At 70.3% G+C, this 23153-nt stretch carries 22 protein-coding genes; 13 read left to right on the top strand and 9 right to left on the bottom strand.

Features of this window, described 5'->3' with window-relative positions; translation table 11 throughout:
* Positions 1 to 129: 129 nt before the first annotated feature.
* On the top strand, positions 130 to 948 hold the full coding sequence (locus UA75_RS27255; RefSeq protein ID WP_075765678.1) for a hypothetical protein: 819 nt from the start codon (positions 130 to 132) through the stop codon (positions 946 to 948).
* Positions 949 to 1370: 422 nt separating this feature from the next.
* Here UA75_RS27255 and UA75_RS27250 read toward each other — a convergent pair whose 3' ends face one another.
* The 3 genes from UA75_RS27250 to aroA all read right to left on the bottom strand — a co-directional run bounded on the left by UA75_RS27250 (position 1371) and on the right by aroA (position 4743).
* Positions 1371 to 2270, bottom strand: a complete 900-nt coding sequence (locus tag UA75_RS27250) for a hypothetical protein (protein WP_157434463.1) — start codon at positions 2268 to 2270, stop codon at positions 1371 to 1373.
* Between the two features lie 137 nt (positions 2271 to 2407).
* On the bottom strand, positions 2408 to 3424 hold the full coding sequence (gene rsgA, locus UA75_RS27245; protein WP_075742674.1) for a ribosome small subunit-dependent GTPase A: 1017 nt from the start codon (positions 3422 to 3424) through the stop codon (positions 2408 to 2410).
* On the bottom strand, positions 3421 to 4743 hold the full coding sequence (gene aroA / locus UA75_RS27240) for a 3-phosphoshikimate 1-carboxyvinyltransferase (RefSeq protein WP_075742673.1): 1323 nt from the start codon (positions 4741 to 4743) through the stop codon (positions 3421 to 3423). The genes rsgA and aroA overlap by 4 nt, the downstream gene beginning before the upstream one ends.
* A 587-nt stretch (positions 4744 to 5330) precedes the next feature.
* Between aroA and UA75_RS27235 the strand changes: the two genes are divergently transcribed.
* From UA75_RS27235 to rsrA, 6 genes are all read left to right on the top strand, one after another.
* Positions 5331 to 6116 carry an SOS response-associated peptidase gene (locus tag UA75_RS27235; RefSeq protein ID WP_075742672.1) on the top strand — a complete coding sequence of 262 codons (786 nt, stop codon included), beginning with the start codon at positions 5331 to 5333 and terminating at the stop codon, positions 6114 to 6116.
* 64 nt (positions 6117 to 6180) lie between these two features.
* Positions 6181 to 6933 carry an SOS response-associated peptidase gene (locus UA75_RS27230; protein ID WP_075742671.1) on the top strand — a complete coding sequence of 251 codons (753 nt, stop codon included), beginning with the start codon at positions 6181 to 6183 and terminating at the stop codon, positions 6931 to 6933.
* Complete coding sequence (locus UA75_RS27225) at positions 6930 to 7550, top strand: alpha/beta family hydrolase (protein WP_075742670.1); 621 nt, start codon at positions 6930 to 6932, stop codon at positions 7548 to 7550. Before UA75_RS27230 ends, UA75_RS27225 begins: the two co-directional genes overlap by 4 nt.
* A 260-nt stretch (positions 7551 to 7810) precedes the next feature.
* A complete protein-coding gene (gene ybaK, locus UA75_RS27220) occupies positions 7811 to 8287 on the top strand; it encodes a Cys-tRNA(Pro) deacylase (protein WP_075742669.1) in 477 nt (158 codons plus the stop codon).
* A gap of 609 nt (positions 8288 to 8896) precedes the next feature.
* Positions 8897 to 9535, top strand: a complete 639-nt coding sequence (locus tag UA75_RS27215; RefSeq protein ID WP_232237478.1) for a sigma-70 family RNA polymerase sigma factor — start codon at positions 8897 to 8899, stop codon at positions 9533 to 9535.
* Complete coding sequence (rsrA, locus tag UA75_RS27210) at positions 9532 to 9900, top strand: mycothiol system anti-sigma-R factor (protein ID WP_075742668.1); 369 nt, start codon at positions 9532 to 9534, stop codon at positions 9898 to 9900. The genes UA75_RS27215 and rsrA overlap by 4 nt, the downstream gene beginning before the upstream one ends.
* Positions 9901 to 10413: 513 nt before the next feature.
* Here rsrA and UA75_RS35245 read toward each other — a convergent pair.
* Positions 10414 to 10488 (bottom strand): 50S ribosomal protein bL37, encoded by a 75-nt coding sequence (locus UA75_RS35245; protein WP_404800003.1) that lies wholly within the window; start codon positions 10486 to 10488, stop codon positions 10414 to 10416.
* Positions 10489 to 10604: 116 nt separating this feature from the next.
* On the opposite strand from UA75_RS35245, the gene UA75_RS35000 reads away from it, so the two are divergent.
* Both UA75_RS35000 and UA75_RS27205 read left to right on the top strand, forming a co-directional pair.
* Positions 10605 to 10733: a hypothetical protein gene (locus UA75_RS35000; RefSeq protein WP_257787489.1), complete on the top strand. Its 129-nt coding sequence runs from the start codon at positions 10605 to 10607 to the stop codon at positions 10731 to 10733.
* Between the two features lie 107 nt (positions 10734 to 10840).
* Positions 10841 to 12331 (top strand): sensor histidine kinase, encoded by a 1491-nt coding sequence (locus UA75_RS27205; RefSeq protein WP_075742667.1) that lies wholly within the window; start codon positions 10841 to 10843, stop codon positions 12329 to 12331.
* A 198-nt stretch (positions 12332 to 12529) separates the two neighbouring features.
* On the opposite strand, the gene UA75_RS27200 is transcribed toward UA75_RS27205, so the two are convergent.
* Positions 12530 to 12784, bottom strand: coding sequence for a WhiB family transcriptional regulator (locus tag UA75_RS27200; protein WP_069851995.1), 255 nt, complete (start codon positions 12782 to 12784; stop codon positions 12530 to 12532).
* Positions 12785 to 13026: 242 nt separating this feature from the next.
* Positions 13027 to 13950 carry a diacylglycerol/lipid kinase family protein gene (locus UA75_RS27195; protein ID WP_075742666.1) on the bottom strand — a complete coding sequence of 308 codons (924 nt, stop codon included), beginning with the start codon at positions 13948 to 13950 and terminating at the stop codon, positions 13027 to 13029.
* Between the two features lie 165 nt (positions 13951 to 14115).
* On the opposite strand from UA75_RS27195, the gene UA75_RS27190 reads away from it, so the two are divergent.
* A complete protein-coding gene (locus UA75_RS27190) occupies positions 14116 to 14559 on the top strand; it encodes a hypothetical protein (RefSeq protein WP_075742665.1) in 444 nt (147 codons plus the stop codon).
* The gene (locus UA75_RS27185) at positions 14556 to 15125 is read left to right on the top strand and encodes a GNAT family N-acetyltransferase (RefSeq protein ID WP_318533271.1); all 570 of its coding nucleotides are present in this window, start codon (positions 14556 to 14558) and stop codon (positions 15123 to 15125) included. Before UA75_RS27190 ends, UA75_RS27185 begins: the two co-directional genes overlap by 4 nt.
* A gap of 88 nt (positions 15126 to 15213) precedes the next feature.
* On the opposite strand, the gene UA75_RS27180 is transcribed toward UA75_RS27185, so the two are convergent.
* The 3 genes from UA75_RS27180 to UA75_RS27170 all read right to left on the bottom strand — a co-directional run bounded on the left by UA75_RS27180 (position 15214) and on the right by UA75_RS27170 (position 17630).
* Entirely contained in the window at positions 15214 to 16122 is a 909-nt protein-coding gene (locus tag UA75_RS27180) for an alpha/beta hydrolase (RefSeq protein ID WP_075742664.1), read from the bottom strand.
* 291 nt (positions 16123 to 16413) lie between these two features.
* Complete coding sequence (locus tag UA75_RS27175; RefSeq protein WP_075742663.1) at positions 16414 to 17019, bottom strand: histidine phosphatase family protein; 606 nt, start codon at positions 17017 to 17019, stop codon at positions 16414 to 16416.
* The gene (locus UA75_RS27170; protein ID WP_075742662.1) at positions 17016 to 17630 is read right to left on the bottom strand and encodes a dTDP-4-dehydrorhamnose 3,5-epimerase family protein; all 615 of its coding nucleotides are present in this window, start codon (positions 17628 to 17630) and stop codon (positions 17016 to 17018) included. The genes UA75_RS27175 and UA75_RS27170 overlap by 4 nt, the downstream gene beginning before the upstream one ends.
* A gap of 683 nt (positions 17631 to 18313) precedes the next feature.
* Here UA75_RS27170 and UA75_RS27165 point away from each other — a divergent pair.
* Together UA75_RS27165 and UA75_RS27155 are read left to right on the top strand one after the other, a co-directional pair.
* The gene (locus UA75_RS27165) at positions 18314 to 19480 is read left to right on the top strand and encodes an NADP-dependent malic enzyme (RefSeq protein ID WP_075742661.1); all 1167 of its coding nucleotides are present in this window, start codon (positions 18314 to 18316) and stop codon (positions 19478 to 19480) included.
* Positions 19481 to 19827: 347 nt separating this feature from the next.
* Entirely contained in the window at positions 19828 to 22983 is a 3156-nt protein-coding gene (locus UA75_RS27155; RefSeq protein WP_232237476.1) for an EAL domain-containing protein, read from the top strand.
* The last annotated feature ends 170 nt before the right edge of the window (positions 22984 to 23153 follow it).

Below are 23153 nucleotides of genomic sequence, written 5' to 3'. Positions count from 1 at the left end.
GGCCCGCGCTGTGAGGAGCGCCCCCGGCACGTCCGAGACCGAAACCGAGCACCCCGACCCCGGCACTGGTCTAGGCTCACCGGCGATGTCAGGGTCGGCGGGCCGCACGGCGGTCGGGTGGGAGCTCCGGTGAGACGACGCGGTACGACGATCCTGTCGCTGCTGGCACTCGCGGGCACCCTCACCGCCTGCGCCGATCCGGAACCCACCGTCCATGAGGACACCCGGTCACTGGCGACGGCCGCCCGCGAGGCCATGGTCGAAGCGGGCACGACACGACTCGAGTTCTCCTTCGCCACCGGCGAGGAGTCCGCCAACACCGGTCGATGCCTGACGACCGTCTCCGAGCCGGAGTCCCGGCAGGCCGACGACGATCCGACGGCCGAGACCGCCGAACACGACTTCGACTGTGTCTTCGCCACGCAGGGCGGGGAGACCCGCTTCATCGTCGCAGGCGGCTACCTGTACGTCGAAGTCCCAGAAGACCAGCAGGAGCCCGACCAGCGGCCGTGGGTGCGGACCGACCCCTACGGGGCCGACCCGATCGCGCAGCAGTTCGCCGGACTCCACCAGCAGGCCGCGCGGTCGGCATCCCTGGCGGACATCCTCCCCGCCACGGCGGACATCACGGCCGCCGAGCCGGACGAGGTCGACGGCGTCGCGGCTCAGCGATACGAACTGAGCGTCGACGTCGCCGAGGCGATCGAGGCGGGCACCGACGAGTCCGTCACCGCCGCGCAGGAGTCCCTGCTCGCGGCAGGGGTCACCACCATCGAGGGCACCGTGTGGCTCGACGCCGATGATCTCCCGATCCGGCAGGTCGTCGAGTTCGAGATGCCCGAGGCGGGCACGGTGCGCACCGAGACCGACTTCAGCCTGTGGGGCGAGGCGCACGAGGTGCTCGCCCCGCCGGACCACCAGGTGGCCGAACGCGTCCCCGCAGGCTGAGAACGACGAATCCACGGCCGATCCGGATCGGCAGGCCCGGTCACCCGACCCCGGCGACGGAAGAAACCCGAACAGATTTCGTAGTCATTCTGATCGGCACCTTCGGCGGAGGCGCTCACGATGGACGACAGGGACCAGTCGCGAGCCGATCCCACCTTTCGGTTGAAGGTTATTCCCTTTCGGGTGGGTGGATTCTTTGAGTCAGCGCGGGTGGTGATCGGGAATGCCCGTGAATCCACCACGATCCCAGATCAAGGGGCGCTCTGGCGGTGGATATCTAGCCAGGGCGTGACATCGGACGCTGAGCGCACGGACCCGGCGACGAGCCAGGCAGGACCCCGTGGACACGAGAACGGGCGCCCGGGGACTCTCGCCCCAGGCGCCCGTGGAGTGCGGAGACGGCAACGGTCCGCTGCCGGGAGTCAGCCCTCCGGAAGCTCGCCCACCTGGTCCTCGGCAGGCTGGTCGATCTGGACGTCCTCACCCCAGGACATGTAGTCCACGGTGATGACGGCGGAGTCGAAGTTGCCCGTGATGCCGGGCTGGTTGATGACGAAGCGCACCGGCACGTTGTCGGTATTGTCGATCCACACCTGGTAGTCGATCGTCGTCATGCCGTTGTCCACGGCCGTCTGGAGCCGTTCCCGCTCCAGCTCGTCCCTCGCGCTCTCCGCCAGCGTCGCGATGTCGAGCTGGAGGTCGTACCGGGTGGTGGCGACCCCGTCGACCTCCTCCTCACCCGTGTCGGTGATCTGCGCGGCGTCGGCCTGCTGGTTGAGCTGGCTGGTCGGGTCCGCCGAGTCCACCAGCTGCTGGGCGACCATGGCGAAGGCCTGGTTGGCCCCGTCCTCTTGCTGTTCGGACGGATCGATGCGCACCCAGGGCTGGTCGATGGGCGTGGCGTCGCCGAGGTTCAGGTAGACGATCTCGTCGATGGTGACCAGCTCGATCTGCTGGGCGCCCTGCTCCTCGTCGATCGCCAGCTCGACGGTCAGTGTGAGGTCGGCGCCCCGGTCGGTGTACCGGAGCTGCCCCTCTCCGGAGCCGAACGCGTCCTCGGAGGAGGAGATCGTGAAGTGTGCGGTCTCCTTCTGACGTGCGCTGTCGGTCATCGAGCTGAAGAGCTGGCTGGGCGACAGCTCGCCGGGAGTGGTGCTGGTCTCCGAGCCGTCGGTCTCGGAGCCGGGTTCGGTCGTCGGCTCGGCGCCCCCTGTGCCTGTGTTGCCGTCGGTCTCCGGCGCGTACTCCTCGCCGTTGGAGCCACACGCGCCTGCGACTGTCACCAGCCCCAGCATCATTGCCGCGATCGTCGTTCTCCGCACCCTCATCTCTCCATTCCGAATAGGGGATGATCGAGATCGATCCGCCCGTCGTCGCGCACTGCGCGAGTCGGTGGGCGCACCGCCGGTCGCCCGGCTTCCTCAATATCGAAAGGGTAAGGAGAGAATCGGGATTCGGCTCATCCAAACTTCTCGTCCGGGCGAACGCGGGACTGAAGCAGGCGTCGCAGCGAGTCGAGTCTGCCCGGCGAGGAACCGCCGTCGGCGAGGAAACGGTCCAGATAACAGTCCGGGTCGTCCGGCGGCCCGAGATGCCCGCAGTTGGACGGACACTCCTCCGCGGCGGCGTGCAGATCGGGGAACGCCGCCACCACGTCGTCCGGCTTGATGTGCGCCAGTCCGAACGAGCGGATGCCCGGAGTGTCGACCACCCAGCCGCCGCCCTCCAGCGGCAGCGCCACCGCCGACGTCGAGGTGTGTCTGCCCTTGCCCACGGCACTCACCGAGGCGGTGGCCCGGCCTGCATCCGGGACCAGCCGGTTGACCAGCGTCGACTTCCCGACGCCCGAGTGGCCGATCATGGCCGACACGTCGTCGACCAGCTCCGCGCGCAGATCGGCGGGCTCGGTGTCTGCCCTGGTGACCACCACCGGGACCGCCAGCTCCGCATACAGCGCCATCAGCCGATCCGGCGCCGCCAGATCGGCCTTGGTCAGACACAGCACCGGCGACAGCCCGCCCGCGAAGGCGGCGACGAGGCAGCGGTCGATGAACCCCGTTCGCGGCGGCGGGTCGGCCAGCGCCGTCACGATGATCAACTTTCCGGCGTTGGCGACGACGATCCGCTCGTACGGATCGGTGTCGTCGGCCGTGCGTCGGAGCACGCTGGTCCGCTCGGCGACGCGCACGATCCTCGCGAGTGACCCCGCCGCACCGGAGGTGTCGCCCACCAGCTCGACGAGGTCGCCGACCACGACGGGCGTGCGACCCAGCTCGCGGGCGCGCATCGCCGTGACCAGGCGACCCGGATCGCGATTCATCGCGCAGGTCCAGCGCCCCTTGGCCACGGCGACGACCATCGCCTGGCTGGCGCCCGCATGATCCGGTCGAAGCTTGCTGCGTGGTCGGGTGCCGCGCCGATTGGGTCGGACCCGGATGTCGGACTCGTCCAGCGAGTGCCAGCCCTGTCGACTCACACTCCCTGCACGTCCTTCCGGGACAGCCCTGCCACGTCGGAGTCGTCGTCGAGCATCGCCGCCCACATACCGGGGAAATCGGGAATCGTCTTGTTCGTCGTGTCGATGTCGTCGACCGTCACCCCTGGCACGACCAGGCCGAGCACGGCGCCCGCCGTCGCCATGCGGTGATCGGCGTAGGACCGCCACTCGCCGCCGTGCAGCGGGCGCGGCTCGATGGTCAGGCCGTCCTCGGTCTCGACCGCCGCCCCGCCCAGCCGGTTGATCTCGGTGGACAGCGCGGCCAGTCGATCGGTCTCGTGGTGCCGCAGGTGAGCGATTCCGCGCAGCCTGCTCGGGCCGTCGGCCAGCGCGGCCAGCGCGGCCACGGTGGGGGAGAGCTCCCCGACGTCGTGCAGATCGATGTCGACACCGGACAGCCGCCCCGGCGCCGACACCGTCAGCGCATCCGCCGCGACGGTGACCACACAGCCCATCTCCGTGAGGATGCCGCGCACCGCGTCACCGGCCTGATCGGTCCGAGCAGGCCAGCCGGGCACGGTGACCGATCCTCCCGTCGCCGCGGCGGCGGCCAGGAACGGAGTCGCGTTGGACAGGTCGGGCTCGATCAGCCATTCGCGGCCCGCCACGGGTCCGGGCACGACCCGCCAGACGTCCGGCACACTGTCGTCCACCTCGACACCGACCTCCCGCAGCATCGCCACGGTCATCGCGATGTGGGGAAGCGACGGCACCGGCGCCCCACGATGGCGGACGGTTACGCCCTCGGCGTACCTCGGGCCGGAGAGCAGGAGACCGGAGACGAACTGCGAGGACGACGAGGCGTCGAGGACGACCTCGCCGCCGCGGAGTCCTCCCGCACCGTGCACGGTGAAGGGCATCCGGTCGTCGGTGATCCGCGCCCCCAGCTCACGCAACGCCGTCAACACCGTGGACATCGGCCGTTTCCTGGCGTACTCGTCGCCGTCGAAGCGGACGTCGCCGTCGGCGAGCACCGAGGCAGGCGGCAGGAAGCGCATGACGGTGCCCGCCAGCCCGCAGTCCACCTCGATCGGACCCTGCCACGAACCGGGGCGCACGCGCCAACCCGCCACCGAGTCCCCGTCGGCCGGGACGTCCTGGATGTCGGTGCCGAGCGAGCGCAGGGCCTGCGTCATCAAGAGCGTGTCTCGACTGCGCAGCGGCGCGTGCAGGATCGACTCCGACTCGGCGAGCGCTGCCAGCAGCAGCGCGCGATTGGTCATCGACTTCGAGCCGGGCACACCGACGGTGGCATTGACCGGGTGTTCGACTGCGGGTGCGGGCCAGGCCTGGGTCATCGTTCCATGATTGCGCACTCCACCTGCCTTTTCGGCCGCGCCCCTGTGTTCGCCGCGCGGCCGTCGTCGCTGTGGCAGGCCGTCGTGATCGGCCGCTAGACGTAGGCACGCCACGACGGGGTCGGAATCGCTCATGATCACCCGATGGTGCTAACCGGGTTCAGCGGAGTGGATCTTAATGTCTCTCGGAGATCTCCGGGCAGCGACGATGCGACGGCCGCATATCCAGGGTCTCGCTCGGCCGGTCGCGGGAGGATCGGCGCAGCCCGCACCCGTCGGCACGTGTTCACCTGCGAGGGGCTTTCACAACGGGCCGTGTGCTGGCATCGTCGGGCACGGCGGTCCGGGCGGGCTGCCCGCTGCGGCAGGGGTTCCCTGCCGTGCCTCCCCTCGCTCTGTAGTGCTCTTACTCATTCAGCAGTGCGGGTGACGATCACACGCAGTGAGATTTTGACTCCACTGTGTGTGCTTTACGGCTGCGACAGGAAATGCGAAGTGTCGGGCGATGCGTACCGTTGCGCCCGGAGGGGCATTACTTCAACGGTGGTCGGGCAGGCTCTGCCCGCCCCGCCGCGGAGGTGAACGACATGTGCGGAAGATTCGCCTCGATCAAGGACTCGACGCAGTTGGCGAACGAGTTCGAGGCAGTAGACGGAACACGAGGTCAGGTCGTCGAGCCGGATTACAACATCCCGCCGACCCATGCGGTGTTAACGGTCGTCGCTCGGCATCCCAGAGATGACGACGGGATGCCTGATCCGACGCGTACCGTGCGATCGATCAGAGTGATGCGGTGGGGACTCGTCCCGCGTTGGGCGAAGGACCCGGCCATCGGATCGCGGATGTTCAACGCCAGAGTCGAGACCGTCGCGGACAAGCCTGCCTTCCGAGGATCGGCGGCGCATTACCGCTGTCTGATCCCGGCCGACGGCTGGTACGAGTGGCGACGGGAGGAAGGGCGCAAATGGCCCTTCTATCTGACCAGCATCGACAGGGAGAGCCTCGCGATGGCAGGCATCTGGTCGGTATGGCGTGACCCCGCAGGCGATCCGGACGGCCCGCCGCTGTCCACCTGTGCGGTGCTCACCACACCCTCGGTCGGCGAACCCGCCGAGGTGCACGATCGGATGCCGCTGGTCCTGCCGCGCAAGGCGTGGAGACCCTGGCTCGATCCCGACGTCGACCTCGGCGCGAGCGAGGTCAGCTCGCTGTTGTCCCCGCCAGGACCCGATGTCCTCGGCCGCATCGAGGTGCGCCCGGTGTCCCCGGCGGTGAACCACGTTCGTAACAACGGCCCCGGCCTGGTAGAGCGCTTCGACCCGATCTCCCTCCCGCCCGCCCTCGACATCTCCGGCCTCTTGAGCAAGAGTTGAGAGCTGGTGTGCCGCCGAGAAGACACTGCCCGCGGCGCGTCATCAGCCGAGGGAGTGAGTGTCGATGTGCGGCCGGTACGCGATCACCAAGGACCCGGCGCGACTCGCCGCCGAGTTCGACGCGGTCGACGGGACCGACGGTGCCTATGAGGGGCCTGATCACAACGTCACCCCCACCCGGATGGTGCCGATCATCGTGGAACGGATGCCCGCCGACGGCGGTGCGGCCCGCCGCACCGTGCGACTGGTCCGGTGGGGACTGGTACCGCCGTGGGCCAAGGACCCGGCAGACGGTCCGCCCATGATCAACGCCAGGGCCGAGACGATCACCGAGAAGCCCGCCTACCGCGATGCCGCCTCCCGGCGACGCTGCCTGGTGCCCGCCGACGGCTGGTACGAGTGGAAGCCGACCGCCGAGCGGAAGCAGCCCTATTTCGCGGCCCATGAAGACGAGCGGACCCTCGCGATGGCCGCGGTGTTCTCGGTGTGGTGGCGCCCGCCGAGCGAACCCGGCGCGGAGCCCACCCCGCTGGTGACCGCCGCCGTGGTCACCACCGATGCCCTGGGCGAGACGGCGGACATCCACCACCGGATGCCGCTGGTGCTCCCGCGACATGCCTGGTCCGACTGGCTTGATCCCGCGAGATCCGCCGTGCCCGAACTGCTGGCCGCGCCCGATGAGGACCTGGTGGCCCGCATCCGGGTCCGCCCGGTGTCGCCTGCGGTGAACAACATGCGCAACAACGGTCCCGAACTGATGGAACGCATCGAGCTGCTCGACTCCGGTGCGCCCCCGACGCTCTTCGACGCGCCGTGACCACGCTGGACGTCGAGACGCCGCACGGACCGGCGCTCGTGGAGCTGCACTCCGCCGAGGAGGGCACCGCGGTGCTGCTACTCGGGCACGGAGCAGGCGGCGGCGTCGATGCGCCCGATCTGGTCGCGGCGGCCCGAGGCGCCACCGCTGCCGGGGTGCACGTCGCGCTGGTCCAGCAGCCGTACCGGGTGGCGGGCAGGCGCGCGCCCGCGCCCGCGCGGCAGCTCGACGCGGCCTGGCTCGCCGTCGCCCGGTGGCTCGGCGAGAACTGGTTTCGCGACCTCCCGATGGTGTTCGGCGGCCGGTCCTCCGGGGCGCGGGTCGCCTGTCGTACCGCCTCGGCGGGCGGCGCGGCGGCCGTGTTGTGCCTGGCCTTCCCGGTTGCCCCGCCGAAGACCCCAGAACGGCATCGGCTGGCGGAGCTGGACGCCGTCGACGTGCCCCTGCTGGTCGTCCAGGGCGAACGCGACGCCTTCGGCAGGCCGGAGTCCGGTTCCCACCGCGAGGTCGTCGTGGTGGCGGGCGACCACGCACTGAAGGCCGATCCGATCGGGGTGACCAGGGCGGTCGAGGAGTGGCTGGTTCGTGTGCTGCGTCCCCTGGCACGACCCGACTAGCCCGACCGGCTCCACGGCTCGCCGCCCCGGCTCTGATGTCGGGCCGCCCTGGCCGAGCGACTCGGAACTCGCCCGAGTCCGTGCCGTCGAGCGACGGGGCGAACTCGGCAGGCAGGTGAGCGCGTGGCTTCTGCTTCGACGGTCGGTACACCCGTGGTGCCGAGCGGCGAGCCGTCTGCCTGCGAAGGAGCAGACCCTCAGCAGCCCGGGTGCCTCGGCGGGGGTGCGGCCCTGCGGCGGCGGCGATCTAGGCTGCGTGCATGGCGGGACGAGGAACACCGGCGACCGCACTGCTGGTCAAGAAGGCCGTCCAGCATCAGGTGCACGCCTACGAGCACGATCCGAAGCACGCCTCCTACGGGACCGAGGCCGTGGAACTGCTCGGTCAGGACGCGCGCCGAGTCTTCAAGACCCTCGTGGCGGATCTCGACGGCCGACTCGTGGTGGGTGTGGTTCCCGTCGCACGCCAGCTCGACCTCAAGGCCTTGGCGGCGGCGCTCGGCGGCAAGAAGGCGAGGATGGCGGTGGTGGCCGACGCCGAGCGGGCCACCGGGTACGTGGCGGGCGGCATCTCCCCGCTGGGACAGCGCAAGGCACTGCCCCTGGCGCTCGACGAGTCCGCCGTCGAGCATCCGACGATCTTCTGCAGCGGCGGCCGACGCGGTCTGGAGATCGAGCTGGCCCCGGCGGACCTCGTCACGCTCACCAGGGCGGTGGTCGCGCCGATCTCCTCCTGATCGGGCGGGCCCTCCTGCTCGCCGCCGAGGTCGTCTCGCCAGTTCCCTGCCGATGCGGCCTGCATCGAGCGGGCAGCGCCGAACCGCCCGGCCCGTTCGTCCCCGCAGATAGAGGACGCGGCCCGTGCGGGCGTGCGAGTGTCGCCCGACGCTGCCCAGCACCTCGCAGAGTGCGGACCCGACGCGTCCGCGTAGTTCGGGCAGGAGCCGGGCGGGCAGGCATGAGCGTGGCCCGGGGTGGGCCGCCGAGGAACAGGGACACCGAGAGCCGACACGCGCACCAGGGCTCACTTAGAGCACCCGAGGCGACCGAGGGCACCGGAGTCCCTTGACACGCCTGCCCGCCCGACGAATGCACCTTCTCGACGAGTCGGGGCTGCCCGCCACGTCTGATCCGGCAGGCCTCGGGGTACCCGCACAGCGGAACGAGGGACGGTGCGCGGGAATGCGGGCGCGGCCCTCGGCGTTGCCCTGGACGTGGTGACAGAGGTGCTGGAAGCCGGGCGGGATGCCCGCGAAGACGTAGGCTTGAGGACGGCCCGCGGTCGCCCGACCTCGGGCTTGTCGACTCGTACCGTCGCAGGCAGGCGACGGCGGGAAGGGAGTTCCGTGCCCGGCAGATCGGGAGCCACGGGAGCGGATCGCCAGGCGGGGCCCCCGGCGGACGGCGAACTCGCAGGCCGGTTCGAGCGCGACGCCATGCCGCTGCTCGACCAGCTCTACGGCGCTGCGCTGCGGATGACCCGCAACCCGGCTGACGCGGAAGACCTGGTGCAGGAGACCTACCTGAAGGCGTACGCGGCCTTCGCGTCGTTCTCGCAGGGCACCAACCTGAAGGCCTGGCTCTACCGAATCCTCACCAACACCTACATCAACGGTTACCGTAAGCGGCAACGCCAGCCGCAGCAGCAGCCGACCGAGGAGATCTCGGACTGGCAGTTGGCACAGGCCGAGAGCCACACCTCGTCCGGGCTGAGGTCCGCCGAGGTGGAGGCACTCGACAACCTGCCGGACACCGCGGTCAAGGAGGCGTTGCAGCAGTTGCCGGAGGACTTTCGGATGGCGGTCTATCTGGCGGACGTGGAGGGCTTCGCCTACAAGGAGATCGCCGAGATCATGGGCACGCCGATCGGCACGGTCATGTCGCGACTGCACCGTGGACGCGCTCAGCTCAGGGACCTGCTGACCGACGTCGCCAGGGACCGCGGCTTCTTCCGGGCGAGTGAGCGGGAGGTGACGAAGTCGTGAGCGACGAGCGACCTCACGAGACGCCGTGTACCGAGGTGCTCGGCGAGCTGTGGCTGCTGCTCGACCACGAGTGCGCGCAAGGTCGAGGCGATGCGCTGCGCAGGCATCTCGACGAGTGCGGGCCGTGCCTGGAGCACTTCGGCATCGAGGAGCACCTCAAGGAGCTCCTCGCCCGGAAATGCGGCAACGAGCAGGCGCCGGACGCACTCAAGGAGCGGCTGCGCACGTCGATCCGTGAGACCGTGCTGGAGCAGGCACAGGTGACCGTCGAGCACGGACCGCGCGGCCGGACCGTCGAGGTCGAGCTGCGGGCCAGGACGCCGGATGCCGCCCCGCCGCAGCGAGTCCAGGTCCGCGAGGACTGAGCGTCCGAGCCGCAGTTCTGTACGCCGGTCGCCGGTTCGCGGTCGGTGCCGAGAACGCAGGTCGAGGCAGTCGCTCGGCTGCTCGGCTCAGGTCGGGTCGACGGCCGGGCACCGGGCAGTTCATCCGCCTCGGGTCTGCTCGCCGTCGACGGTCCACGCCGTGGGCGATGATCGCGGCGATGGAGTTCGCCGGGGAGCCTGTTTGCCGGAGCTTTCGCTGTGCGCACCCGCATCGGCAGCCTGCGAAGACCTGTAGAACGACGTCATCGCGGGTCCGACGGCCAACGCCCGACCGGCCCGGGATGTCCTCGGTGCGGCGCACCGCCAGGAACTCGGCAGGAGTTCGGGCAGACGACCACTTGGCGCGGCGCGGGCCTTGCACGAACCTTCGGCCGCCCCGGCTGCGATGAGGACTCGGACGCGAAACGACCCCGGACGCGATGTCGGCTGCGTGCCGGGGTCGTTCACTGTCGAACCGGTCCTCCAGAGTGCGGGACGCACCCGAGGCTCCGCTCAACTGTTGGGGCGCTTGCCGTGGCTCGCGCCCTTCTTCTTCCGGTCACGCTTCTTGCGAGCACGCTTGGACATCGTGGCTCCTTCTCGTGGAGTTGCCCGGAGAGTCTGACACGCTGTCACCGACGCCGAGGAGCCGGCCCGGTCGTGGTTGGATGGCGACGAGGATGGAGCATCAGGAGGACGTGGCGATGACCGAGAAGATTCGTGCCGAGCGTGCGGCAGACGGGTCCGAGGTCGCCGTCGTCGCAGCGAGCCGAGGGACCCAGGGCCGCCTGCACGTCATGCTCACGTCGATGAAGAGGGAGACCTCGTGGTGACCGAGACCACAGGCGCGGCGGCGCGACCGGTGCGCGACGGAGACGTCGCTCGGCACGGCGCCCCGATCGCGGTGGTCGAGTGATCGCGTCTCGGGTGGGGGCCTGACATGTCGACGCTGTCCGACCTGCTCGCCGAGCACACTGGTCTGTCCGACGCCGTCATCGAGCACCTCCAGCGGGTGGTCGTGGAATGGCAGCTCCTCGCCGACCTCTCCTTCGCGGACTTCCTGCTCTGGGTGCCGCTGGAGGAGGACGCCGAGCTGGGACGACGGTTCCTGTGCGTCGCCCAGGCCCGTCCCACGACCGCGCCCACCGCTCATCCGGAGGACCTGGTGGGCGGCAGGTTGGCCGCCGAAGAGCATCCGCAGCTGCGCAGGGCCGTGATCGAGGGCCGGATCTGTCGCGAGGAGGACCCCCGCTGGCATCTCGGCGTGCCGGTCCGCCGCGAGACCATCCCGGTGCGGTTCGACCGAGAGGTCGTCGCCGTACTCAGCCGGGACACCAACCTGGCCGTTCCTCGGGTGCCCAGCCCGCTGGAGATCTCCTATCTCGGCAGCGCCTCCGACCTGTGTCAGATGGTCGCCGACGGCACCTTCCCCGCCGTCGAGCCCTCGCCCGACGTGCACACGAGTCCTCGGATCGGCGACGGCATGATCCGGCTGGACTCGGCGGGGGGCGTGGTCTTCGCCAGCCCCAACGCCCTGTCGGCCTATCACCGGATGGGGCACGCCGCCGACCTCATCGGCACGCAGCTCGCCGCGCTCACCCGGTCACTGCTCTCCGATCCCTTCGACGCGACGGAGGTCGCGCAGCGGATCAGGTCGGCGGTGGACGGCGAGCCGAGTATGCGGATGGAGGCCGAGGCGCGCGGTGCCACGGTGCTGTTCCGGGCGTTGCCGTTGCGCCCTCGGGGGCAGCCTGCCGGGGCGCTGGTGCTGGTCCGCGACGTCACCGACGTCAAGCGGCGCGATCGTGCGTTGATGTCAAAGGACGCCACGATCCGCGAGATCCACCATCGCGTGAAGAACAATCTCCAGACGGTGGCGGCGTTGCTGCGCCTGCAGTCCCGCCGGATGTCGACGGTCGAGGCCCGGCAGGCCTTGGAGGAGTCGATGCGTCGGGTGACCTCGATCGCGCTGGTGCACGAGACGCTGTCGATGTCGGTGGACGAGCGGGTGGACCTCGATGATCTCGTGGACCGGGTCATTCCGATGATGAGCGATGTCGCCGCGGCGGAGAGTCGGGTCGTCGTGCGCCGGGAGGGCCGGTTCGGCGTGGTGAACGCCGAGCTGGCTACGCCCTTGGTGATGGTGCTCACCGAGCTGGTGCAGAACGCGATGGAGCATGCTTTCGCCAGCGGGGTGCGGGGACTGGTGGTGGTGTCGGCCGAACGATCGGCGAAATGGCTGGACGTGGTCGTCGCCGACGATGGCAGGGGGCTGCCAGCAGGCTTTTCGCTCGAGCGAGCGGAGGGGCTGGGGCTTCAGATCGTGCGGACCCTGGTGGACTCGGAGCTGCGGGCCTCGTTGAGTCTGCGGCGGGGTGACACGGTCGGGACGCAGGCGGTACTCCGGGTGCCGCTGACTCGACGGCGTTGATTCGGCGGGTTCGGCGTCCGTTCGCCTGTTCCGACCTTGACTCTCGGTGTCCGGCGGCCTGCGGGCGCAGGGATGCCGGATGTGATCAGCGGGTGACTGTTCGACGTATTCGAGTGGGTATGGCGAACGCAGTGAAGGCCCGATCCGAAGTCGACTCGGATCGGGCCTTCACAGCGTGTGAATGGTGTTTCGCGCGGCTCAGACGTTACTGCGGGCGCGAGTGCGAGCGTTACGCCGCTTGAGAGCGCGTCGCTCATCCTCACTCATCGCGCCCCAGACGCCCGCGTCCTGCCCGCTCTCCAAAGCCCAGCTCAGGCACTCGGAGGACACCGGGCAGCGGCGGCAGACGGCCTTCGCCTCGGCGATCTGCAGAAGGGCGGGACCGCTGTTTCCCACGGGGAAGAACAGCTCGGGGTCCTCGTCACGGCAGGCCGCATCGTGGCGCCAGTCCATTGTTCCTAGCTCCTCGCTAGGCGCGATCAGTACGCGCCGGTAGTCGGTGGGGGGATGTGCTGGGTGCTTGTGAATGCTTTCACGAACTGGCGCGATGTCAAGGGGTTCGATCCATTCCGGTGAGGAGACTCACCCGAACGATCGACAGGTGATCACGTTTGGTGGTGGGTTTGCGGGGCGCGCCCGGCGAAAAGAACCACCCGACAGCGGTTGACAACGTGCCAGTCGTCGCGGTGCAACGGTCAGGCTACAACCTCGAGTGCGTTCGGCGCTGCATTAAAGCGAACTTCTTCGTGGCGACCTAGGAAGTCGCCGTCGACCTGAAGGCCCATCGGACGGTCACAACGCACCACGACACTCGGCACATCGTCTTCGCGAAGCAGCCGAGCGCCGTGCGGACCGCCCGTCGTGCCCGCGAACACCTGGGTCAGATGGCGCAGCACCGTGGGCACTCGCATCGTGTCCAGCGCGAACACCCCGAGACCGGAGTCGAACGAGCAGTCGGGATTGGTGCGCATCGCGTACGGACCGAGATAGGTCCACGGGGTCGTGTTGCAGACGAATGCCAGATGACATCCCGTTATCGGCTCTCGACCGGGCAGCTCCACGGTGAGACTCGGCTTTCGCATCGCCGATCGGAGATATCTGTCGAACGCGATCCTGGCGTAGCGAAGCGGAGTCGCGACCAGGCCCGCCTCGCGTTGACGTTCCACGGCCTCGACGACGTCGGCGTCCCAGCCGAGACCCGCGTTGAAGGTGAACCACCGGTCGTCGACGCGACCGAGGCCCACGCGTCTCGAACGACGAGCCTCTAAGGCCTGGAGCACCTGATGGGTCGCCTCGACCGGCTCTCGGGACATGCCCAGCGCGCGGGCGAACACGTTCGCCGACCCGCCGGGCACCACGGCGAGCATCGGCACCTCGCCGCCCGTTCCGCGCCGGAGCAGCCCGTTGACCACCTCGTTGACCGTGCCGTCGCCGCCCAGCGCGACGACCAGGTCCAGCCCGTCGGCGCGCGCCTCTGCCGCGGCGTCGGCTGCATGACCCCGGTAGGCGGTCTCCACCAGATCCAGTTTCACCGCGCTCGCCAACGCGTGCGCCAGCACGTCCCGTGTTCCGGGAGTCGTGGTGGTGGCCTGCGGGTTCGTCACGAGGAGGGCGCGCACGAGGAAAGCCTAAGCCGGCAGTGGAGCGGTCGTGAGACGCCGACGAGGCCGGACGTGACGGGGGACGCATCGCCGAGTCGCCGTCACCCGCCCGGTGTTACACGGGGCTACCATCGAGGTCGACATCCCTGTATCCCTGTTCGCCGAAGCTGGTAGGAGTGGGCCGTGCGCCTGGACACTGCGCCGAGGTCGGTGCTGATCGCCGGTCTGCTCGTCGGTATTCAAGGCATCGCCGGTCTGGTCTTCACCGCCATGCTGCTCGCCCGTGAGGTCGGTGGGCAGGCCGCCGAGACCGGCGGCAGCGGCTACGGGCACGCCGCCTACTTCGCACTGCTCAGCGGCGGGGTGCTGGCCTTCGCGGTCGGCCTGTTGCGGGGGCGTCCCTGGTCGAGGACCCCTGCCCTGTTCATCCAACTCCTGCTGCTCGGCGTGGCCTGGTACGCCTTCGGGCCGTCGGGCAGGCCTGCCGAGGGCATCGCACTCGCCGTCTACTGCGCGGCCGCGGTCCTCCTGCTGCACACCCCGGCCGCCCGCCTGTGGGGCATGGGGCTGACGCCGGAGGAGGCGGGCCAGGAGCTCAGTCGGGCGGCTGAGGAACGACAGGCGTGACCGGATCGCAGCAGGCTCCGGGGACCGAGACTCCTCGGCAGAACCTCGGCCGCGCCGCCGTGACGCCCACGCTGCGCCCCGCCGTGGCGGCCGACTGGGCGGGCGTCTGGCCGATCTGGCATCGGATCGTCGCCGACGGCCGGACCTACTCCTACCCTCGGGACACCGACGAGCGCACCGCCGAGGGACTGTGGATGCTGCCACCGCCCGCGCGGGTGTTCGTCGCCGAACTCGACGACGAGGCAGGCCGCCGGACGATCGTCGGGTCCGCGTTGCTCAAGCCGGTGCAGCCTGGTGCGGGCGCACACGTCGCCAATGCCTCGTTCATGATCGACCCCGATCAGTCGGGCGCGGGGCTGGGCCGGGCGCTGGCCCGGCACGTCCTCGCCGAGGCCGAGGCCGAGGGGTATCGCGCGATGCAGTTCAACGCGGTCGTGGAGACGAATCGGGCCGCCGTCCGGCTGTGGACCTCGCTGGGCTTCGAGATTCTCACCACCGTCCCGGAGGCGTTCCGGCATCCCGAGCACGGGCTGGTGGGCCTGCACGTGATGCATCGACGGTTCTGACCTACTCGGCGTCCCGCCTTCGGCGCGGCCGGACCGGCTGTCGGCTCGTCGCGGCAGGGGACCGACCTCGGCCCGCCTCGGCAGGCGGCTAGCGCGGCGCCTCGTCCGCTCTCCGCACGCCGAGCTGTGCCAGGACCGCCCTGCCCAGGGAGGTGGCGGGATCGCCGAGGTCGAACGGCAGATCGAAGTGATTGCGTCCGTCGACGACGAGGTCGCACACCTCGCCGCCGACGGCGCGGACCGCACGGATCATGTCGTCGTGCTGGCGGGCGAACTCCGAGGTCTCGTCGGCGCCCCTGGCCACGATCAACGGCGGCAGCCGGTCGGGCAGCAGATGCAGCGGACTGTTACGCCGGGCGGCCGCCGCATCCAGGCCCAACGCCCGGTTCACATACGAGAGCCGGATCGGCTCGAGGTCGTACACCCCGCTGAGCAGCGTCGCCCCCGCGAACACCTCCGAGGGCGATCGTCCGTCCGGCAGCGCTGCGTGGCAGAGCGCCATGGCGACCAGCTGGGCACCCGCCGAACTGCCTGCGAGATGGATACGGGCGGGGTCGACGCCCAGGCTCTCGGCGTGCTCGACCAGCCACCACAGGCCCTGCCGCACCGAGGCCACGATCTCGTCGAGCGAGTGCTCCGGCGCCAGCCCGTAGCCGACGGAGGCGAACGCGGCGCCCGCCGGGATCAGGTCGAGGGCCGGAAACGACGCGTCGCCCTTGCCGAGCTCCTGCCAGTAGCCGCCGTGGACGAACACCAGAAGCGGCGCCTCAGGCGCGTCGGCGGGGAAGAAGTCGAGTGCCTGCATCGGGTCGGGGCCGTAACGCAGGTCGAGCCGGACCCGGAGCGCGGCACGGGCTCGAACGCCCGCGACCGCGTAGTCGTCGAGCAGCCGTGCCAGGTCCGGCACACACGAGCTCGGCGAGTACTCACGATCCAGTTCGGCCTGGTCGAAACCGGCGTAGACCGCCTGCGGGCCGCCGTGCTCTCGGTCGGTCATGGCTGTCGTCCTCCTCGCGGGTCGGCGCCGGAACCAGAACCGGGCCCGCCCTCGGCGTCGAGCCGCCCCCGATCATCGCTGCCATCGGCCGCGAGGCGAAGGCGAGACTGCCGTTCGGGGGTGGTCCGGCGGCGGTTCGTCCGGTGAGGGAGTCCCGAGGCGCGCCCCCGGGGGCGCGGCCCTGCGTGCGGCGACGTCGACGACCGCTGCGCTGCGGGATCGTCGAGCCGCCGTCGTCCGTGGCCGACCGCCGATCGTGGCGGCTGCGGCCGGTCCTGGACGTGCCTGCCGTCAGCGCAGGTTGAGGCTCCGGAGCTGGGGCACTCCGCGTTCCGCACCGAGCACCGTGATCGCGGCGGTCTGGAGGGCGAATCTGACGCCCTGGTCGGGCTGCAGCCCGAGGGCCCTGGCGATCAGCACCCGGAGCAGATGGCCGTGGGAGACCAGGACGACGTCGCGACCCGCGCTTCGGGTCGACACCGTCGTCAGGACCGCATCGGCGCGGCGGCCCACCTCGGCCGAGGTCTCCCCGTTCGGCGTCGGCCTGCTCCAGATCGTCCAGTCCGGCACCTGCTCGCGGATCTCGGGCGTGGTGCGGCCCTCGTAGTCGCCGTAGTCCCATTCCGCCAGCTCGTGAACGACCTCGCCGGTGAGGCCCGCGAGTTCGGCGGTCTGCCTGGCGCGGGCTCGCGGGCTGGTCAGCACGAGCGGCGGCGGCGCGTCGCCTCGCAGCCGGGCGAGCAGTTCGCCCGCTCGACGCGCCTCGTCTCTTCCCCGCGTGGTCAGGGAGAGGTCGGTGACACCGGTATGCCTGCCCGTGGCCGACCACTCGGTCTCGCCGTGCCGCAGCAGGTAGACCGCGCCTGCAGGCCATTCCGGCGGTTTTTCGGCGGTCATCGCAGCTCGACCATCGTGCGCTGCCTGCCGTAGTGCTCCAGGCACGTCTGGTGATCCGGCAGCAGCCCCGCGGCCAGCGCCTCGTTCAGCGAGGGCGCGTCCCGGTCCTTGTCGGACAGCAGCAGCGGGATGTCGCTCGGCCAGGGCAGCTTCAGCTCGGGGTCCAGCGGGTTCACCCCGTGCTCGTGACCGGGGCGGTAGCCCTCGGAGCACAGATAGGACACGACGGTGTCGTCATCGAGGGCGAGCAGGGCGTGGCCGATGCCCTCGGGCAGATAGACCGAGTTGGACGATTCGGCGTCCAGCCGCACGGTGTCGTGGTGACCGAAGGTCGGGGACCCCACCCGCAGGTCCACGGCGACGTCGAGGATCGAGCCGCGCGTGCAGTAGACGAACTTGGCCTGGCCTGGCGGGACGTCGGCGAAGTGCACGCCGCGGATCGCCCCGCGTCGGGAGACGCTGTTGTTGGCCTGCCCGAGTCGCAGCGGGTGCCCGACCGCCTCGGTGAAGACGTCCTCCTGGTACGGCGCGGCGAACGACCCACGCGAGTCGGGGAATTTTCTCGGGATGAACTCGAAGATGCCGTCGATGCTCAGCTCTCGTACTCGCACGAGCCACGAGCCTAGTCCGCGTCGCGGCGCGGACGGACGGGCTCGCCGAGAGCCGTCGGCGTCACAAGTGGGCGGTGTGCCGTGGCTGGTTCGTCCGGCGGTCGGCCGGGGCGCTGACGTGCGAGGGCGCCCCGCCTGCCCGCGTCGAGCCGATCGCGAGCCTGCCGGGGCGGCGGCGCGGAGCCGCCCGCCGGGTGCCTGCGCCGATGCACTTCCGACCTGGACTCGGGCCGTCCTCGATCCGGGTGCGAGATGCTGCTCCCGCTCGGCTCTCGCATTCGGACGCCGCCGTTGGCCTGTTCGGCCGACCGGGGTATACGACGGATGCGGTGGGCCCGGGTGAGGACGCCGGGAACGGATGATTCGGGTAGCCGAGCAGGAATGAGTGAAGACCTGACTGTCAGAAGAATTCTCAACAATCAGAACGGACGTCTTGCTAACCGAATCGTCGTTTCAATGAAATATTGCTCACCTTTCGCGGGACGTCGTTTGGAGGGGCTCGGGCCGGACTGCCAGACTGATCGGCACCGCTGATTCGCCTCGTGCTCCTCACTCAACGTCCTTCGAGGGCACCGCTCGCCTCTACGGATACCGCCGCACCGGTGCCACCACCTCGCCGGGCCTCACCGCAGGCGGTCCGCCGCCGCGAGCACCCCAACCTGTCTCCCACCGTGAGGGATGTCGTGACCGCACTGAACGATCAGGCGACCGGTCGGTTGACCGACGAAGAGATCTTCCTGGCCCACGAGGGCGGCAAGCTCGGGGTGAGCGTGCGCACCTCGCTCGCCGACTCCCGTGCCCTGTCCATCGCCTACACACCCGGCGTCGCGCGGGTCAGTAGCGCCATCGCCCGCGACGCAGCACTGGCCAGGGACTACACCTGGACCGGCCGACTGGTCGCGGTGGTCAGCGACGGCACCGCCGTCCTCGGCCTCGGTGACATCGGCCCGAGGGCGGCACTGCCGGTGATGGAGGGCAAGGCCGCCCTCTTCAAGGCCTTCGGCGGGCTGGACTCCATCCCGATCGTGCTCGACACCACCGACGTCGACGAGATCGTCGAGACTCTCGTGCGGCTGCGCCCGTCCTTCGGCGCGGTCAACCTGGAGGACGTGTCCTCGCCGCGCTGCTTCGAGCTGGAGGCCAGGCTGATCGAGGCCCTGGACTGCCCGGTCATGCACGACGACCAGCACGGCACGGCGATCGTCGTCCTCGCCGCGCTGCGGGGTGCGGCGACCGTGCTCTCCCGTGATCCCGGCTCCCTGCGCGTCGTCGTCTCGGGAGCGGGCGCGGCCGGGGTGGCCTGCGCGCGCATCCTGGTCGCGGCGGGCATCGCGGACGTCACGGTGCTCGACTCGCGGGGGATCGTGCACGCGGGACGCGGCGATCTGAACCCGATCAAGGCGGCCCTCGCCGAGGAGACCAACCCGGCCGGGCGTACCGGCGGTCTGGACGAGGCGTTGACCGGCGCCGACGTCTTCATCGGAGTCTCCTCCGCTCAGGTGCCCGAGACCTCGCTGAAGTTGATGGCTCCGGACGGGATCGTGTTCGCCCTGTCCAACCCGGACCCGGAGGTGCACCCGGAGATCGCCGCCCGCCATGCGGCCGTCGTGGCCACCGGGCGCAGCGACTTCCCGAATCAGATCAACAACGTCCTGGCCTTCCCCGGCGTCTTCGCGGGCGCCTTGAACGCGGGAGCCCGGCGCATCACCGAGCGGATGAAGCTCGCGGCGGCGGAGGCGATCGCCTCGGTGGCGGCGGAGGAGTTGTCCATCGACCGCATCGTGCCCAGCGCCCTGGACCCGCGCGTCGCACCCGCCGTGGCCGACGCGGTGGCCCGTGCCGCCGAGTAGCCGTGCAGTCGCCCGATCAGGGGGACTGGGCCGGGACGATCGGGTGCAGAGTGACACTCTGCAGACGCGACGAAAAAAGATCGTCGAAACGGCGTCATCGGGTGTGCATTGAGGAGTCACCTGAAAGGCTGTCACTTGATTGGCGAAGCTTTCAGCCCGCCGAACATGCCTGATCGGCCGGGGCCCACCGGGGCCCCGGCCCGGTCTGGCGGAGTGACTCCGAAGGCAGGCGTCGGGTAGGCACTGACAGGTGGCGTTCCGACGCCGTCGGTCGATCGCCGTCGACGCGGACGGACCGTCCGCGCAGTCGACTGCATGCCACGTCGCGCGAGCGGGAGGATGAAGCCGTGACCGATCAGGTCGAGCAGCTCGGGGGCCTGGACGGTGCCGGTGTTCTCGATCAGGACATCGGCCTGTCCGCATTCGACGTCCCTGCGGTCCGCTGTGACCCCCAGGGGTTGATCCAGGCGGCCAACGAGGACTTCGTGCGGCTGCTGCGGGCGGACTCCGCCGTGGCGTTGATCGGCCGCAAGCTCGATGTCACCGCAGACCCGGACGGCGGGTCCGATCGGGTCACGCGCACGGATGGTTCGACTGTTCCCGTTCGAGTGGTGCGATTGCCCCCCGAATCGGGTGAGCAGGCGCTGCGCACCGTATTGCTCGTCGATCTCCCGGACACCGGTCCGTCGTCGAAGGTGCGGGCGGAATTGCAGCGGCTTCGCGAGGTCCAGATCGACGCGGGCATCGGTTCCTTCGAGTACCGGCTCTCCGACGGCGTCGGGCACTGGTCACCGGGCCTGTTCGTGCTGCACGGCCGTGAGCCCGGCGGGGCGCCCCTGGACTTTGCAGGCATCGTCGGCCTGCTGCATCACGACGATCGGGAACGGCTGATCAACCTCGCCGCCGAACAGACCGAGCGGCTGGAGGACTTCGTCTTCGAGTACCGGGTCCAGCCGCCCGACGGTCCGGTGCGGCGGCTCCTCGCCAAGGCGACGATCACCAGGGATGCGGCCGGGCTGCCCGAGTTCCTCGTCGGCTTCGCCACGGACGTCACCCAGGAGCGGATCGCGGCCGAGGCACTCGCCGAGGAACGCGCCTGGCTGCTGGAGGCCCAGCGCATCGCCCGACTCGGCAGCTTCACCCAGGAGGAGCCGTTCGGTTCCCGTCGGTGCAGCGAAGTGCTGCGCGAACGGCTGCTCGAACTCACGGGCGACGACAGACAGCTGCTGGCAGCGGTGCATCCCGAGGACCGCGATGTGGCCGTGAGCCTGCTCGATCACGTCGACGGCAGGCCGGGCGAGGTCGAGTTGCGCGATCGCACCGGAGAACGGCGATACGCCTGCCGGATGCGTGCCGAACTCGACGAGAACGGTGCGGTGATCCGCCGACACGGCACCGTGCAGGACGTGACCGCGCAACGTGAACTGGAGGCCGAGCTGCGGGCGGAGCGCCGACGGCTCTTCGACGCCGAGCGCGGCGCGGGCCTCGGCTTCTGGTCGTGGGACCCGGCATCCGACCATGTCTCCTGGTCGCCGGTCCTGCGGGAGATCTTCGGCGTCGCCGACGACGTCGAGATCACCTACCAGCGATACCTCGACGGCGTGCATCCCGAGGATCGGTCGACCGTCGACGGACTCTGGCACACCCTGCTGGTGGATCAGCAGCCCTCGGAATGCGAACACCGCGTGATTCGAGACGACGGCTCGATCCGCATCGTGCGGTGTAGTGGCGCGATCACGTTAGAGGCGGACGGGACCCCTCGCGTCGTCGGCATCACCCAGGACCTCACCGGGCAGCGCGCTGCGGAGGCCAAGGTCCGCCGGACCAGTCAGCGGTTCGCCGACCTGGTGTCCATCGCCCCGGTCGGCATCGGCATCTTCGATCACGAAGAGCGGCTGATCGACGCCAACGAGACGCTGTGCGACCTGCTCGGCTATGACCTCGACCAGATCCGAGGCATGTCGGCCGACCAGCTCACCCATCCGCAGGAACGCGAGGCCAGGGCGCGGTCGGCGGCCCGCATCGCGGGACTGGACGTCAAGCGGACGAAGGTGCCGCAACGGCTGCTGGTCCGCTCCGACGGCGAGCCCGTCTACTGCGAACTGCACGTCTCCCGCTCGGTGCAGGACGACGGCCGCCAGTTCTGGCTGATCGTCTTCCAGGACATCACCGAGCGACGCAGGGCCGCGGAGGCCCTGCGGCACCAGGCAACCCACGATGACCTCACCGGACTGCCGAACCGGGCGGCCGTGAAGGAACGCCTGGCCGGGCTGCTCAGCGGCCCGGACGGCAGCCGGGTGGCGGTGCTGTTCTGCGACATCGACAACTTCAAGCGCGTCAACGACTCGCTCGGCCACGACGCGGGCGACGAACTGCTGGTCGCGTTGGCGCGTCGGCTGGAGGGCGGCCTGCCCCCCGGCTGCACCGCGGCGCGGCTCTCCGGTGACGAGTACGTGGTGATCTGCTCGGACATCGACGCCGTCGGCGGGGTGGACGCCCTGGCGACGCGGGTCGCGGGGCTGTTGCGGACGGCGGTTCCCGTGCACGGTCAGCTGGTGCGGGTCTCGGCCTCGATCGGCGCCGCCGTGCCGAACGGCTCACGGGCCAGCGGCGCCGACCTGCTGCGGTTCGCCGACGCGGCGATGTTCGAGGCGAAGCGGGAGGGTGCGGGTCGGGTCGCGCTGGCCAGCGCCGCCCTGATGGCCTCGGCCGACCGGCAGGTCCACCTGGAGGGGCAGCTGCGCGAGGCGCTGACCCGTGACGAGCTGGTTCTGCACTATCAGCCGGTGGTGGGGCCGGACGGCGCCGTGCAGACGGCGGAGGCCCTGGTCCGATGGCCGCATCCCGAGCGCGGCCTGCTCGCCCCCGACGTGTTCCTGCCGGTGGCCGAACAGGGCGACCTGCTGCGGGACCTGGACCGCTGGGTGTTGCGGACCGCGCTGCGGGAGGCCTCGACGTGGCCGCAGGTCGACGGCAGGCCGGTCGCGGTGGCGGTGAACCTGGCCGGCCTGGTGCCCGGCGTTCCCGACTTCGTCGACTCGGTGACGCATGCCGTCGAAGAGGCCGGGATCGACTGGAACCGGGTGATCCTGGAACTCGTCGAGACCAGCCTGGTCGACCTGCCTTCGAGAACCAGACAGACGATGGGCGAGCTGGTGGACCGGGGCGTGCGCTTCGCGGTCGACGACTTCGGCACCGGCTACTCCTCGCTGGCCCGGCTCAAGGACCTGCCCGCGCAGATCATCAAGGTCGATCGGCGATTCGTCGCCGGGGTCGGCAACGATCCCTCCGACTTCGCCGTGGCGCGGGCCGTGGTCGACATGGCCAGGGCGATGGATCGCAGCTGTGTCGCCGAGGGCGTCGAGACGGCGACCCAGTTCCACGTGCTGCGGGGCGTCGGGGTGGACGCGTATCAGGGCTGGCTGTTCTCGAGGCCGGTGCCTGCCAAGGAGTTCCGCGCCGTGCTCGACCTCGGCCCGTTGCACGTGCCTCGGGCGGGCTGAGCCGAGGCGATCTGCGCCCGTCTGGCGGGTGCGGGTGCTCGGGTGCCGCCCGGTGCCTGGCGTTCTGCCTGCTCGACCCGCCGGACGACGGCTTCGCTGTCCGGTCGCGGTCCGGTGGGTGATCTGTCTGCGGTGACCGGACCCTGCGATCGGATTCGACTCGCGGCAGC

The organism is Actinoalloteichus sp. GBA129-24, assembly GCF_001941645.1.
Classification (GTDB): domain Bacteria; phylum Actinomycetota; class Actinomycetes; order Mycobacteriales; family Pseudonocardiaceae; genus Actinoalloteichus_A; species Actinoalloteichus_A fjordicus.
Note: the sequence above shows the minus strand (reverse complement) of the source record. Positions and strands in the feature narration are given on the sequence as shown.

What these genes read in the sequence shown, in the direction of transcription:
- aroA (WP_075742673.1), bottom strand. Translation starts at nt 4,743, where the DNA reads ATGACCCAGGCCTGGCCCGCACCCGCAGTCGAACACCCGGTCAATGCC.
- UA75_RS27235 (WP_075742672.1), top strand. Translation starts at nt 5,331, where the DNA reads ATGTGCGGAAGATTCGCCTCGATCAAGGACTCGACGCAGTTGGCGAAC.
- UA75_RS27230 (WP_075742671.1), top strand. Translation starts at nt 6,181, where the DNA reads ATGTGCGGCCGGTACGCGATCACCAAGGACCCGGCGCGACTCGCCGCC.
- ybaK (WP_075742669.1), top strand. Translation starts at nt 7,811, where the DNA reads ATGGCGGGACGAGGAACACCGGCGACCGCACTGCTGGTCAAGAAGGCC.
- UA75_RS35000 (WP_257787489.1), top strand. Translation starts at nt 10,605, where the DNA reads ATGACCGAGAAGATTCGTGCCGAGCGTGCGGCAGACGGGTCCGAGGTC.
- UA75_RS27205 (WP_075742667.1), top strand. Translation starts at nt 10,841, where the DNA reads ATGTCGACGCTGTCCGACCTGCTCGCCGAGCACACTGGTCTGTCCGAC.
- UA75_RS27200 (WP_069851995.1), bottom strand. Translation starts at nt 12,784, where the DNA reads ATGGACTGGCGCCACGATGCGGCCTGCCGTGACGAGGACCCCGAGCTG.
- UA75_RS27180 (WP_075742664.1), bottom strand. Translation starts at nt 16,122, where the DNA reads ATGACCGACCGAGAGCACGGCGGCCCGCAGGCGGTCTACGCCGGTTTC.
- UA75_RS27175 (WP_075742663.1), bottom strand. Translation starts at nt 17,019, where the DNA reads ATGACCGCCGAAAAACCGCCGGAATGGCCTGCAGGCGCGGTCTACCTG.